We start from the raw sequence: 14408 nt of genomic DNA, 5'->3' as shown, positions 1-14408 counted from the left end.
ACCTATGGCTTATCAATCTCAAGACATTATCCGTCGTTCCGCGACAAATAGTTTCACGCCCGCGCCTCAGGCGCGGGACCACCAGCAGGAGGTGGCGAAGCTTATCGACGTGACCACCTGCATCGGCTGTAAAGCCTGTCAGGTGGCCTGCTCGGAGTGGAACGATCTGCGTGACGAAGTGGGTCACAACGTCGGGGTGTACGACAACCCGGCGGACCTGACCGCCAAGTCCTGGACGGTGATGCGTTTCTCGGAAGTGGAGCAGAACGACAAGCTGGAATGGCTTATCCGCAAAGACGGCTGTATGCACTGCGCGGATCCGGGCTGCCTGAAGGCATGTCCGTCAGAAGGGGCTATCATTCAGTATGCCAACGGCATCGTCGACTTCCAGTCCGAACAGTGCATCGGCTGCGGCTACTGCATCGCGGGCTGTCCGTTCGACGTACCGCGTCTGAACCCGGAAGACAACCGCGTCTACAAATGCACGCTGTGCGTGGACCGCGTTACCGTCGGCCAGGAGCCTGCATGCGTGAAGACCTGCCCAACCGGCGCTATCCACTTTGGTTCTAAAGAGGATATGAAAACGCTGGCGGCAGAGCGCGTGGGCGAGCTGAAAACCCGTGGTTATGACAACGCGGGCCTGTACGATCCGGCCGGGGTTGGCGGTACGCACGTCATGTACGTGCTGCACCACGCCGACAAGCCGAACCTGTATCACGGCCTGCCGGAGAACCCGGAAATCAGCGCCACCGTGAAGTTCTGGAAAGGCATCTGGAAACCGCTGGCCGCGGTGGGCTTTGCTGCAACCTTTGCAGCGAGCATCTTCCACTACGTCGGCGTGGGTCCGAACCGCGCGGAAGAGGAAGACGACAACCTGCATGAAGAGAAAGACGAGGTGCGCAAATGAGAAAACGTGACACCATCGTGCGCTATACCGCGCCGGAACGCATCAACCACTGGGTCACCGCCTTCTGCTTCATGCTGGCGGCGATAAGCGGGCTGGGATTCTTCTTCCCATCCTTCAACTGGCTGATGCAGATCATGGGGACACCACAGCTGGCGCGCATTCTGCACCCGTTTGTGGGCGTCATCATGTTCGCGTCGTTCATCATCATGTTTTTCCGCTACTGGCACCATAACCTAATCAATCGGGATGATATCTTTTGGGCGAAGAATATTCGTAAGATCGTCGTCAACGAGGAAGTGGGTGACACCGGGCGTTATAACTTCGGCCAGAAATGCGTATTCTGGGCGGCGATTATCTTCCTGGTCCTGTTGCTGGTGAGCGGCGTGATCATCTGGCGTCCGTACTTTGCGCCTGCTTTCTCAATCCCGGTGATCCGATTCGCGCTGATGCTGCATTCATTTGCCGCAGTAGCGTTAATTGTGGTTATCATGGTGCATATCTACGCCGCCCTCTGGGTGAAAGGCACCATTACCGCGATGGTGGAAGGCTGGGTCACCAGCACGTGGGCGAAGAAACATCACCCGCGCTGGTACCGTGAAGTCCGCCAGAAACAGGAAAAGTCATCTGAATGAGTATTCGCATAATCCCGCAAGATGAGCTGGGGTCGAGCGAGAAACGCACGGCGGATTATATTCCGCCGTTGTTATTCCCCAGACTCAAGAACCTCTACAACCGCCGCGCAGAGCGCCTGCGCGAGCTGGCAGAGAACAACCCGCTGGGCGATTTTCTGCGTTTTGCCGCGCTGGTTGCCCACGCGCAGGAAGTGGTGCTGTATGACCACCCGCTGCAAATGGACCTGACCGCGCGCATCAAAGAAGCCAACGCCCAGGGCAAGCCGCCGCTGGACATTCACGTCCTGCCGCGCGACAAGCACTGGCAAAAGCTGCTGCATTCGCTGATTGCCGAGCTGAAGCCGGAGATGAGCGGCACCGCGCTGGCGGTGATCGAAAATCTGGAAAAAGCCTCTGACCTGGAGCTGGAAGAGATGGCGAGCGCGCTGTTTGCCTCCGATTTCTCGCTGGTCAGCAGCGATAAGGCGCCGTTTATCTGGGCGGCACTGTCGCTTTACTGGGCGCAAATGGCCAGCCTGATCCCCGGCAAAGCCCGCGCCGAATACGGCGAGGCGCGCCAGTTCTGCCCGGTCTGCGGCTCCATGCCGGTATCGAGCATGGTGCAGATCGGCACCACGCAGGGGCTGCGCTACCTGCACTGCAACCTGTGTGAAACCGAGTGGCACGTGGTGCGCATAAAGTGCAGCAACTGCGAGCAGACCCGCGATCTCAACTACTGGTCGCTGGAAAATGAAGATGCGGCAGTGAAAGCCGAAAGCTGCGGCGACTGCGGCACTTACCTGAAGATTCTGTATCAGGAAAAGGACCCGAAAGTCGAAGCGGTGGCCGACGATCTCGCCTCGCTGATTCTGGATGCCAAAATGGAGCAGGAGGGCTTTGCCCGCAGCTCGATCAACCCGTTCCTGTTCCCGGGTGAAGGGGAGTAATCTCCCGTAACCGTGCCGGGCGGCATCAGCTTGCCCGGCCGGCCATCTCTACTTTAGTCCGATACCGCACTTAACCCCACTTTCAGATTTTATTTAGCCGCTACGCGTAGAAAACTCGCGGCGAGTTCGTCACGATCCCCTGCAAGAAAACATTACATTCTGTAAGGGAAAGTGTTGGAAAGGGAATTTCGACCGGTCGCAACGACGCGCACCGGCTTTTTTGTCTGTGCTGTTCTCAGCCTTTCATCGGCCGTCAGCGCCGCGCCGGGTGATGAGCCGTTTATCCTGCAACAGCAGCGTCAGCAGGCGCTGGAAACCCAACTGACGCCCCAGGCGCCTGACGTCCGGCTGCAATCTCCGGCAGCCAGTAACGAAAGCGGCGAATTTGCCGCCGAAACGCCCTGCTTTACGATCCACGACGTCACTCTGACGGGACAGGACGCGCTCCCACACTGGGTGCCGCTGCAGCGCATGGCGAATCAGGCCGTCGGGAAGTGCCTGGGCGCCCGGGGTATCAACCGCGTGATGAGCCTGCTGCAAAACCGGCTGATCGCCCACGGCTGGACGACCGCGCGCGTGCTGGCTCCCGCTCAGGATTTAAAAAGTGGCCATTTAGCGCTGGCCGTTATCCCGGGGAAAATCCGCCACGTCACATTGACCGATAGCAGCAGCCGCGGGTTATGGCTTTACAGCGCGTTTCCGGCACATGACGGTAGCCTACTGGACCTGCGGGATATCGAGCAGGGTCTGGAGAACCTCCAGCGTTTACCCACCGTCCAGGTTGAGATGGATATCGTTCCGGCTGAACAGCCGGGTGAGAGCGATATCGTGATTACCCGCCAGCAGAGCAAATTCTGGCGGCTTGGCCTGTCGCTTGATGATTCTGGCTCGTCGTCAACGGGTCGCTATCAGGGTGGGCTAACGCTTTCGCTGGATAATCCGCTGGCGCTGAGCGATCTCTTCTGGTTTTCCATTAACCATGACCTGCAAACGGGGCCGGAAAAAGGCAACCAAAACCTCAGCGCCCACTGGTCAGTTCCCGTGGGCTGGTGGGCATTTTCCGTTACCGGCAGCGATTACCACTATCACCAGAGCGTGGCGGGGCTAAACGGCGACATTCGTTACAGCGGCAAAAGCCAGAGTCTGGTGGCACAGGCCAGCCGGGTTCTGCATCGCAGCAGCGCCCAAAAAACCACGTTCACCTGGGACGTGGAGAGCCGGACAACGAAAAACTACATCAACGACACGGAGGTGGAAGTTCAGCGCCGCCACGTCTCCTCCTGGAAGGCCGGGCTTCAGCATCGCCACTATATCGGCCCCGCCACGCTTGATGCTGGCGTCAGCTATCAGCGCGGCACGCGTTGGTTTGGCGCCCAGCCAGCCCCCGAAGAGACGTTCGATGAAGCCACCGCGCTGGGCCGAATTCTTCGCACCAACGCGCGCCTGAGCCTGCCGTTTGCGCTCAGCGCACAGCACTTCCGTTACGACGTGGCCTGGCAGCGTCAGACCAGCAACACCCCGCTCACTTCACAGGATCAGTTCGCCATCGGCGGGCGCTGGACGGTGCGCGGCTTTGACGGCGAACGCACGCTAAACGCCGATCGCGGCTGGCTGGTTCGAAACGATCTCTCCTGGCAGACCCCGCTTGCCGGAACTGAGTTCTATCTGGCTGCCGACTACGGCGAGGTCGCGGGCAACGGCACGGAGTACCTGACGGGTAACCATCTGGCCGGTGGCGCTGCGGGCCTGCGCGGTGCGCTCTGGAAAGTGGGATACGACGCCTTCGCGGGCGTGCCGTTCTCCCGCCCGGACGGTTTTAAAACCAGCCCGGCAACCTTCGGCTTCAACCTCAACATGGATTTCTGAGCATGCGCTATGGCGATTTGACGGTTCATTGTCCGCTGCTCCAGAACGTCGCGCTGAGTGAAGCCGAAGTGCTGGGCGCGTCGGTCTGGCTCTGGATGCATTCCCTTAACCACCGTGACGCGCCGCTGCACGTCCTGCCCGTGGTGCTCTTGCCCATTATTAAACGCCAGCAGTACGTGCTGGTAGAGGAGAAAGGACGCCCGATCTTTTTCCTGAGCTGGGCATGGATGAGCGAAGAAGCCGAACGCCGCTATCTCACCCAGGAGACGGTCGTCCTGCCGGAAGAGGACTGGTGTAACGGCGATCGGATGTGGTTTCGCGATTTTATTGCCCCTTTTGGGCACGCGGAAGCCCTGTTTCGCCTGGTACGTGAGGAGATTTTTCCGCACCACGTTGCGCGCTTTCTGTGGCATCGCGGCAATGAGAAAGGCCGCCGTATCAAAACGTTTTATGGCAGGCAGGTCACGCGCGAAGCGCTGCTGAACTGGAAACACACGCACCCGCTGCACGGATAAAAATAAAAAGGATTTCACCATGAATAAACGTCTGTACCGTATCGTCTTTAATAAAGCCCGCGGCATGCTGATGGTCGTTTCCGAGCTGGCGCGCGGCTGTTCGGGCGGGTCGCCTTCCTCCGGGATCGGGCACGCGCTTCAGCGTCTTGTCTGCCGCATCGGAGCGCTCAGCCTTGCGCTGTGGCTGGCCTCTGGCGCAGTGACGGTGCAGGCTGCCGGGATTGTGGCGGACGCCTCCGCGCCCGGTAAGCAGCAGCCCACCGTCATCAGCAGCGCTAACGGCACAACGCAGGTGAATATCCAGACCCCGTCTGCAGGCGGCGTTTCCCGCAACACCTACAGCCAGTTCGACGTCGGCCAGGGCGGGGTCATCCTCAACAACTCCCACAAAAATACCGCCACCGAACTCGGCGGCATGGTGACCGCTAACCCGTGGCTGGCGAAAGGCGAAGCTACAGTCATCCTCAACGAGGTGAACGCACGCAACCCGAGCCAGCTCAACGGCTACATTGAGGTGGCTGGACAAAAGGCCGACGTGGTCATTGCCAGCCCGTCGGGCATCACCTGCGACGGCTGCGGCTTTATCAACGCCGGGCGCGCCACGCTGACGACCGGCACCGTGCAGATGCAGGATGGCCGGATAACCGGGTATCAGGTGGATCGCGGTGAGATTACCGTGAACGGCAACGGGCTGGACGCCTCCGGGCAGGCGCATACCGATATCATCGCCCGGGCAGTTCAGGTGAATGCGGCGATTCACGCGCAGGATTTACGCGTTACCACCGGGCGCAACGCGGTGGATGCGGCGCATGAAAAGGTGACCGCCCTCGCGGATAACGGTGCGGCAAAACCCGTCATGGCGCTGGACGTTTCCCAGGTCGGCGGCATGTACGCCGGAAAAATCCGTCTGATCGGGACGGAAAAAGGTGTTGGCGTGCGCAACGCGGGCAATATCGGCGCGGAAGCCGGGACGGTCACCCTCTCCGCCGACGGGCGTATTGAAAACAGCGGCGCAATCTGGTCTTCCGCTGACGTAGCCCTTTCTGCCACCGACGCCGTACACAACAGCGGCTCTCTCGCAGCACAGCGCAACGTCAGCCTGACGGGCAAAACGATCGCCAGCACCGGCACGCTGGCCGCAGGCGTGCAGCCCGATGGCACCACGGGCCGCGACGGCGATCTGACGCTCACCGCCAGCGGTAAACTTGAGATGCATGGACTGAATGTGGCGGGTGGCGACATCAGGGCCACGGGTCAGGGGCTGGATGCATCAGGCAGCATAACGCAGGCCAACGTCATTACCCTTAACGCCGGCCAAGGCAACCTCAGTACCGCCGGTGCGGAAGTCATCGCGAATGACGCCCTCAGCGTCACGACAAGCGGCACGCTGGATAACAGCAGCGGCTTGATCGCCGCAGACCAGCTCACGCTCACGGCAAAACGCCTGAACAACCAGAAAGGCCAGATAAGCCAGAGCGGCAGGCGGGCGCTGACGCTGGGCCATCAGGACAGCATCGATAACCGTGAAGGCGTGATTGCCGCCAACGCCACGGTCAACGTCAACGCCGCGTCGCTGGATAACCGCAAAGGCCAGATCGTTGCCGCCGATGCCGACAGCGCCCTGACGATAAAAACGGCTGGCCTGACGGACAACCGCGAGGGCGAACTGGCTGCGGCAGGCAGCATCAGCATGAGCGCCGACACTCTGGACAACAGCAGCGGCTTTATCAGCGCGGAACACGGCCGCATCGGGCTGACCAGCCGCAAGGCGCTGACTAACGTCGGCGGGACAATTGCCGCCCGCGATGCCCTGACGCTGGACAGCGCAGGGTTGAATAACGACGAAGGGTTAATTCAGTCCGGGGCGGACACGATCGTCGACACCCACGGGAACCGCCTGTCAAACGACAATACCCTGACGACCGGCGGTATCGTCAGCGTTGGCACCCTGAACGTTAACGCCGGCAGCATCAGCAACCAGCTTGGCATGCTGGCCAGCGCGAAAGAAGCCGTCGTAAGGGCCACGGACGTGGAGAACCGCAACGGTACCCTGAGCGCCGCAGGCGCGCTGAATCTTCATGCCGGGTCGCTGGAGAATACGCAAGGTACGCTGGTATCCGGTGAAGACGCGCGGATAGACGCCACCCGGATCGCCAACCAGAAAGGGATGATTGCCGCCCAGGGCGCTCTTGCCGTCACGGCGCAGCATCTGGACAACGACAGCAGCGGGCTGATTCAGAGCGGAGGGGATCTCACGCTGGCCGTTGAAGGTATCAGCAACCGCAACAGCAGGGACACGGGCGGCATCGTTAGCCAGGGAAACCTGATCCTAACCACGAGCAATCTGCAAAATGATGCGGGCATACTGCTCGCCGAAAAACAGGCGACGCTGGACGTCGCGCGCTTCAGCAATATCGCCGGGACGCTGTATGCCCTGGATACGCTGACGCTTGCCACGCGCAGCGATACCGACAACCGTCAGGGGGTCATTCAGGGCAGCGGGCTCGTTCTTGATACCCACGGCTACCAGCTGGATAACCGCGAGGGGACGATTTACAGCCTGGCGGACATGCAGCTCGCCACCGCCGCGCTGAACAACCAGAACGGCACGCTGGGCGCAAAAGGAGAGTTCACGCTGCGGGCAACCTCTTTGGATAACCGTTCCGGCGGGCGTCTGGTGGGTGAGCAGGAGATGACCCTCAACCTCAATCGTCTTGATAACCAGGACGGGCAGATTCAGTCTCTCGGTGAGCTGGCGGTGAACGCCGTAACGGGGGCGATCGACAACACGCTGGGCCTGATACGCAGTGGCGCAACGGTGACGCTCAACGCGGCCTCGCTGATCAACCGCAATACGCAGGCCGACGACAAGGGCATTGAAGGGCTGGATGTGAATATCCACAGCCAGCAGTTCGATAACGCTCAGGGAGCGACGCGGGCGGACAATACGTTATCGATCGCCAATGCCGAAACCCTCGATAACACGCAGGGTGAGCTGTCCGCTGGGGGCGCGCTGTCGCTGAGCGGCGCGGCTTTGCGGCTTCTCAACGCTGACGGTGTCGTTATTGGTGGGGAAAACGTCACGCTTGAAGCCGACGCGCTAACCGGAGACGGTCAGCTCCTCTCGCTCGGCGATATGGCGATTCACACGCAGCAGAGCTTTAACAACGTAGGTGATGTGATTGCCAACGGCAGCATGACCTTCACCACGCCAGGCAGCGTGACCAACAGCGGCAACCTGCTGGCGGGTGCAAAACTGGATCTCAGCGCCGCCAGCCTGTTCAACGCCGCGTCCGGCGAGATCGCCGCCGGAGCGACCTGGCTGACCCTCTCCTCGAGCCTCAGTAATGCCGGTCTTATTGACGGCAGCCAGACTTGGCTGCGTGCCGAAACCCTGACGAACGCGGGCACCGGCCGCATCTACGGCGATCACCTGTCGATTCAGGCGACAACGCTCAATAACCTCGCCCAGGACGGAACGGCGGCAACCCTCGCCGGACGCCAGCGCGTGGACATCGGCGCACAGACAATCAACAACCGCGACCACGCGCTGATCTACAGCGACGGAGCGATGGCCATCGGCGGGCGCGTGGACGGCGACGGCTTCGCCATCGGGCAGGCGCAAGCCCTCAACAACCACAGCGCGACCATTGAATCCTCTGGTGACATGGCGCTCTCCGTCGGCCACCTCAACAACATCAACGACCATTTCAGCACCGAAGTGGCGCTCATCTCCACGGAGCAGATCCACGAGTACCAGCAAAAGGGATCGCCCATCCGCTGGGATGCCAATGCTGACGGCGTGTTCGTCGACCGCAACTCGGCCGACAGTCTTCTGAATCTCAACACCCCGGACGATACCGGAGCCAACAACGACAACTTTTACGAGTACAGCTACACCCGCACCATTGAAGAAGAGGTGATTGCCGAGAGCGACCCGGGCAAAATCCTCTCCGGCGGCAATATGCTGATTACGGCAAATCAGGTGCTGAACGATAAAAGCCAGATTGTGGCGGGGGGAATGCTCGGGATCTTCGCCGATTCGGTGGATAACGTGATGCCGGAAGGCAGCCGGTGGATCACCGATGCAGGCTCGGTCACGCACTACAGCCGTAAATCCAGAAAGGGCGGCGACTCGCAGGGAAAAAGCACCTCGGACTACGCCCCGCCTGTGGTGATCCAGTCGATCACCCTGTCGCCGGGCAAAATGGAAGGCAACAGCCAGGCCGATGGCAGCGGCATGACCCTTTCACCCGCCACCGCCCACAACACAGATGCCACGCTCAGCGGGACGGGTAGCCTGGCGGTAGGTGTGGACACCACCTCACCAAATTCCCCTGCCCTGCCCTCCGGCAATGCGCCGGGCAAATGGATTGAAACGCCCGCCAGCGATGCGCAGGACGTGGTGGTGCGTGCCGCCGGGCCGGACATTCGTCTGCCGGATAGCAGCCTGTTTAACACCCTGCCGGATCCGGATGCGCATTACCTGATCGAAACCGATCCCCGCTTCACCAACAACAAGACGTGGCTCGGCAGTGATTATATGCAGAATGCGTTCACGACGGACCCGGACAACGTGCACAAGCGTCTTGGCGACGGCTATTACGAGCAGCGTCTGGTGCGCGAGCAGATCATCGCCCTCACCGGCGGCCGCTACCTGGGCGACTACCGCGACGATGAGACCCAGTTCAGGGCGCTGATGGATGCGGGCATTGCTTTCGGGCAGGCGCATCAGCTTGTCCCGGGCGTGGCGCTCACCGCCGAACAGATGAGTCTGCTGACGGAGGACATGGTCTGGCTGGTCAACACCCGCGTTCAGCTTGCCGACGGCAGCTGGCAAACCGTGATGGTCCCGCAGGTGTATGTTCGCGTACAGCCTGGCGACATCGACGGCTCCGGCGCGCTGATGGGCGGCCAGAACGTGGCGATGAACCTGAACCGTGACCTTGTCAACAGCGGTACCATTCATGGCCGTGACGCGGTGCAGCTCAGCGCCGACAACATCACCAACAAAGCCGGAACGATACGGGGGGCTGACGTCAGCCTGTTCGCCCGCACGGACATCAGCAACACCGGCGGCACGATTTCCGGCAACCGTTCCGTGCTGGCCACCGCCGGGCGCGACATCAGCCTCACCACCACCACCCGTAGCGCACAGAGCAGCAGCGGGAAAAACAGTTTTGAGCGCACCACCGTGGAGCGCGTGGCGGGGATCTACGTCCAGGGCGATGACGGCAAGCTGGTGCTGAACGCCGGGCGCGATCTCACCCTGACCGGCGCGCAGGTCGTTAACCGCGGCAGCGACAGCCAGACGGTGCTTAATGCCGGGCGGGATCTGACCCTCACCACCGTCACCACCTCCGCCAGCGATAACCTGATGTGGGATAAAAATAACTGGCTGAAGCAGTCCGTCACGCAACAGGCGGGCAGCGAGGTGGCCGGCGGAGGCGATATCCTGATGATGGCCGGCCGCGACGTGAATGCGCAGGCCGCAACCGTGGAGGCGGGCAGCAGCCTCGGCGTCAGCGCGGGCCGCGACATCGCCGTCACCGCCGCCACCGACAGCAGCACGCTTGAGTCGCACCATCAGTCCACCGGCAGCAGCGGCGCGCTGTCGAAAAAAACTGTGACCACGCACGATGTGGTGAACCGCGAGACCGCCCAGGGCACCCTGTTCAGCGGCGACAGCGTCACCCTGCAGGCGGGCAATAACCTGCGGGTACAGGGCAGCGATATCGTGGGCGATAACGATGTCCGGCTGGCGGCGGGCAACAGCCTGACCGTGACCACGGCGGAAGAGCACAGCCAGGAGAGCCATCAGCACCAGGAGAAAAAATCCGGCTTCTCCGGCACGGGCGGCATCGGCGTCAGCTACGGCAGCCAGAGCCTGAAGGTCACCGACACCGCGCAGGACACCACCCATCGCGGCAGCACCATCGGCTCCGTGAACGGCAGCGTCACGCTGAGCGCGGGCAGCGACCTGAGCGTCCACGGCTCGGACCTGATTGCCGCGCAGGACATGACGCTCGCCGGGAAAAACGTCAGCATCACCGCCGCCACGGAGAGCGGCACGCAGACCCACACCGTCGAGCAGAAATCCTCCGGCCTGACCCTTGCGCTCTCCGGCGCGGCGGGCGGTGCGCTGGACAGCAGCGTGAGCACCCTGAAGCAGGCCAGAGAGACCGATAACGACCGCCTCGCCGCCCTGCAGGCGGTGAAAGGCGCGCTGACCCTCGGACAGGGCGCGCAGTCCGTCATGCTCGACCAGGCCACCGGCAACCAGAAGGGCAACGACAATACCGTCGGCATCAGCCTCTCCTACGGCAGCCAGTCGTCGAAATCCACGCAGACCAGCACGCAGGCCACCGCAAAAGGCAGCAGCCTCACCGCCGGGAATAACCTCACCGTGGTGGCAACCGACGGCGACCTGCTGGTTCACGGCAGCCAGATTGATGCGCAGAACGACCTGTGGCTACAGGCCAGCCGGGACGTGAACCTGATATCCGCGCTGAACACCGCCACGCTCGACGGCAAAAACGAGAGCCACGGCAGCAGCGCGGGCGTCGGTATCGGCTACGGCTCCGGCGGCGCGGGCATCAACGTTTCCGCCAGCGTGAATGCCGGGAAAGGTAAGGAGAACGGCACCACCCTCACCCATAGCGAAACCACGGTTAACGCGGGCGAGACCCTCAGCATCGTCAGCGGCCGCGATACGAGTCTCACCGGAGCGCAGGTCAGCGGGGAGAGCGTGCTGGCCGATATCGGGCGTAACCTGACCATTACCAGCGAACAGGACGCCGACCACTATGACAGCAGCCAGAAGAACATCAGCGCGGGCGGCAGCTTCACCTTCGGCACCATGAGCGGCTCCGCCAGCGTTAACTACAGCCGCGACAGGATGAACAGCGACTATGCCTCCGTGAAGGAGCAGACCGGCATCTTCGCGGGCTCAGGCGGGTTCGACATCACGGTGGGCGGCCACACGCAGCTCGACGGCGCGGTTATCGCCTCCACCGCCACGGCGGATAACAACCGTCTCGACACCGGGACGCTCGGCTGGCGGGATATCCACAACACCGCCGAATACGACGTGGAGCACCAGAGCGCGGGCATCAGCACCGGCGGCAGCATCGCGGGGCAGTTCGCCGGGAACATGGCGAGCAACCTGCTGGTCGGGGCGGACAGCAGCGGCAGCGAGGAGGGCACCACGCGGGCTGCGGTTGAAAATGGCACGGTGATTGTCCGTGATAAAGCGAATCAGGTGCAGGACACCGCCACCCTCTCCCGCGACACGGCGAATGCAAACGGCAGCATCGACGCCATCTTCGATAAGGAGAAAGAGCAGCGCAGGATGGAGGAGGCGCAGCTTATCGGGGAAATTGGCAGCCAGGCGGCGGATATTGCCCGCACGCAGGGCGAAATAAACGCGCTGGAGGAAGCGCGTAAGGTACATCCGGAGATGACCGCCGACCAGCTGAAAGACACTCAGGCCTACCGTGACGCGCAGGCAGAGTACGGCACGGGCAGCGACATGCAGCGCGCCATTCAGGCGGCCACCGCTGCGGCTCAGGGGCTGGCGGGCGGCGACATGACCGCCGCGCTGGCCGGAGCCGCCGCACCGTACGTGGCGGAGATTATCGGGCACCGTTCCGGGCTGGACGACGGGATGGAAAAAGCCGCCGCCCACGCGGTGGCGAATGCGGTGCTGGCCGCGATGCAGGGCAAAGACGCGCTGGCTGGCGCAGCGGGTGCCGCCGCCGGGGAGCTGGCGGGTGGTATTGCGCTGGAGATGTACGGGAAGGATGTTACTGCGCTGAGCGAAAGTGAAAAGCAGACCATCAGCGCCCTGGCAACCCTTGCCGCAGGGATAGCGGGCGGAGTGGCGGGAGACGGTACGGCAAGCGCCATTGCGGGGGCGCAGTCCGGGAAGACGGTGGTTGAGAACAACCTGATGGCCGGGAGTGAGGATGCACAGGTTGCGTGGTTACAACAGCACGGAACTGATATGGCAAGCTGTGCAGATGCACCATCGTCAGCAAGCTGTCAGAAAGCAATGAATGAACGGGATGCCGTCGGACTGGCACTGGCAAGCGGTGGTGTGGCGTTATTGCCCGGTGGTGCTCAGGTAATGTGGGGGCTTGGCGCTGGCGCTAATGCCGGGGTCAGCTACTGGGTAGATGGCGCAATTGACCCGGCGAATGTCGCCATCGCTGGTTGGGTAAACGTATTCAGTATGGGGAATGGAATTACAGGTACCGTAGGCTGGAATGCGGCAGGTGGTGCGCTGGGTAACTGGATTGACAATAAAGATCCTCTGTCGGGCGCGCTTATCAATGGTGCCGGTGCGGGTATTGGTTACGGCATTGGTAAAGGACTTTCTTGGAGCGTTAATGCTGGGGCAAACTGGTGGAAAGGTGGCTGGGATCCGAAGTTTAATGCTGACCTGAGACAGTTTACTGAAGTGAAAGGGGATTATGGTATTTCAAAAGAAATGACACCAAGCAATATTCCTAGTAATTTCGGTGACATTGGAGCCTCTTTCTCCTCCGAATATGGCGGCAAAAAACTTGAACCATTCATTGTGGATAAGTTTAAATGAAATATATTAATGAGAAAATATTAAATCTTCTTATCCTATTTATCGTATGTGTAATGGGAATTACCTTTACATTTTTATGCATAGCCCTGTCGGTAGACATTTTAGTTTGGATACTTACGGGTTCTTTTGATTTAACAAAAATCGAGATATTAAAAATCATTAAAATCGGCTGTGCTATTGGCTCTTTTACTGGCACGATTTTTGTTATTGCTAATCTGTTAAAATTAAATGGGTTTAGGGGATAGCGATATCAAAATTGTTAAATTGTCATTTTAAATAATTCGCTGGTTAGGAAGAACAGCAGGACGCAGCAAAACCGTCGTGGCCGACATCGGGCGTAACCTGACCCTCGCCAGCGAGCAGGACACCGACAGCTACGACAGCAGCCAGAAGAACGCCAGCGCGGGCGGCAGCTTCACCTTCGGCACCATGAGCGGCTCGGCCAGCGTTAACTACAGCCGCGACAGGATGGACAGCGACTATGCCTCCGTGAAGGAGCAGACCGGCATCTTCGCGGGCTCCGGCGGGTTCGACATCACGGTGGGCGGCCACACGCAGCTCGACGGCGCGGTTATCGCCTCCACCGCCACGGCGGATAACAACCGTCTCGACACCGGGACGCTCGGCTGGCGGGATATCCACAACACCGCCGAATACGACGTGGAGCACCAGAGCGCGGGCATCAGCACCGGCGGCAGCATCGCGGGGCAGTTCGCCGGGAACATGGCGAGCAACCTGCTGGTCGGGGCGGACAGCAGCGGCAGCGCGGAGGGCACCACGCGGGCGGCCATTGAAAACGGCACGGTGGCGGTTCGCGATGCCACAAACCAGACGCAGGATATCGCCACCCTCTCCCGCGACACGGCGAATGCAAACGGCAGCATCGACGCCATCTTCGATAAGGAGAAAGAGCAGCGCAGGATGGAGGAGGCGCAGCTTATCGGGGAAATTGGCAGCCAGGCG

The 14408-nt window shown here is 61.1% G+C and carries 7 protein-coding genes and 1 pseudogene; all 8 read left to right on the top strand.

Features of this window, described 5'->3' with window-relative positions:
• The first annotated feature begins 4 nt into the window (after positions 1 to 4).
• Positions 5 to 907, top strand: a complete 903-nt coding sequence (gene fdxH / locus ACMWKK_RS18925; RefSeq protein ID WP_010436855.1) for a formate dehydrogenase subunit beta — start codon at positions 5 to 7, stop codon at positions 905 to 907.
• Positions 904 to 1539, top strand: a complete 636-nt coding sequence (fdoI, locus tag ACMWKK_RS18920; RefSeq protein ID WP_008501832.1) for a formate dehydrogenase cytochrome b556 subunit — start codon at positions 904 to 906, stop codon at positions 1537 to 1539. The genes fdxH and fdoI overlap by 4 nt, the downstream gene beginning before the upstream one ends.
• Positions 1536 to 2465, top strand: a complete 930-nt coding sequence (gene fdhE, locus ACMWKK_RS18915) for a formate dehydrogenase accessory protein FdhE (RefSeq protein WP_025912306.1) — start codon at positions 1536 to 1538, stop codon at positions 2463 to 2465. The genes fdoI and fdhE overlap by 4 nt, the downstream gene beginning before the upstream one ends.
• A 174-nt stretch (positions 2466 to 2639) precedes the next feature.
• On the top strand, positions 2640 to 4331 hold the full coding sequence (locus ACMWKK_RS18910; RefSeq protein WP_201746556.1) for a ShlB/FhaC/HecB family hemolysin secretion/activation protein: 1692 nt from the start codon (positions 2640 to 2642) through the stop codon (positions 4329 to 4331).
• 2 nt (positions 4332 to 4333) lie between these two features.
• Positions 4334 to 4846 carry a toxin-activating lysine-acyltransferase gene (locus ACMWKK_RS18905; RefSeq protein WP_112780339.1) on the top strand — a complete coding sequence of 171 codons (513 nt, stop codon included), beginning with the start codon at positions 4334 to 4336 and terminating at the stop codon, positions 4844 to 4846.
• Positions 4847 to 4865: 19 nt separating this feature from the next.
• A complete protein-coding gene (locus tag ACMWKK_RS18900) occupies positions 4866 to 13445 on the top strand; it encodes a hemagglutinin repeat-containing protein (RefSeq protein WP_284948528.1) in 8580 nt (2859 codons plus the stop codon).
• On the top strand, positions 13442 to 13690 hold the full coding sequence (locus ACMWKK_RS18895; RefSeq protein WP_112781948.1) for a hypothetical protein: 249 nt from the start codon (positions 13442 to 13444) through the stop codon (positions 13688 to 13690). Before ACMWKK_RS18900 ends, ACMWKK_RS18895 begins: the two co-directional genes overlap by 4 nt.
• A 46-nt stretch (positions 13691 to 13736) precedes the next feature.
• Positions 13737 to 14408: pseudogene (locus ACMWKK_RS18890) on the top strand (hemagglutinin repeat-containing protein); the annotation flags it as partial.

Origin of the sequence: Enterobacter sp. 01-M-03-SI-ECC (assembly GCF_047530215.1) — a bacterium.
In the GTDB taxonomy this organism is placed as follows: Bacteria; Pseudomonadota; Gammaproteobacteria; order Enterobacterales; family Enterobacteriaceae; genus Enterobacter; species Enterobacter chengduensis.
The sequence above is the reverse complement of the archived record's forward strand: the minus strand, read 5'-3'. Positions and strand labels throughout refer to the sequence as shown.

Coding starts and splice junctions, on each gene's coding strand:
- fdxH (WP_010436855.1), top strand. CDS start 5: ATGGCTTATCAATCTCAAGACATTATCCGTCGTTCCGCGACAAATAGT.
- fdoI (WP_008501832.1), top strand. CDS start 904: ATGAGAAAACGTGACACCATCGTGCGCTATACCGCGCCGGAACGCATC.
- fdhE (WP_025912306.1), top strand. CDS start 1,536: ATGAGTATTCGCATAATCCCGCAAGATGAGCTGGGGTCGAGCGAGAAA.
- ACMWKK_RS18905 (WP_112780339.1), top strand. CDS start 4,334: ATGCGCTATGGCGATTTGACGGTTCATTGTCCGCTGCTCCAGAACGTC.
- ACMWKK_RS18900 (WP_284948528.1), top strand. CDS start 4,866: ATGAATAAACGTCTGTACCGTATCGTCTTTAATAAAGCCCGCGGCATG.
- ACMWKK_RS18895 (WP_112781948.1), top strand. CDS start 13,442: ATGAAATATATTAATGAGAAAATATTAAATCTTCTTATCCTATTTATC.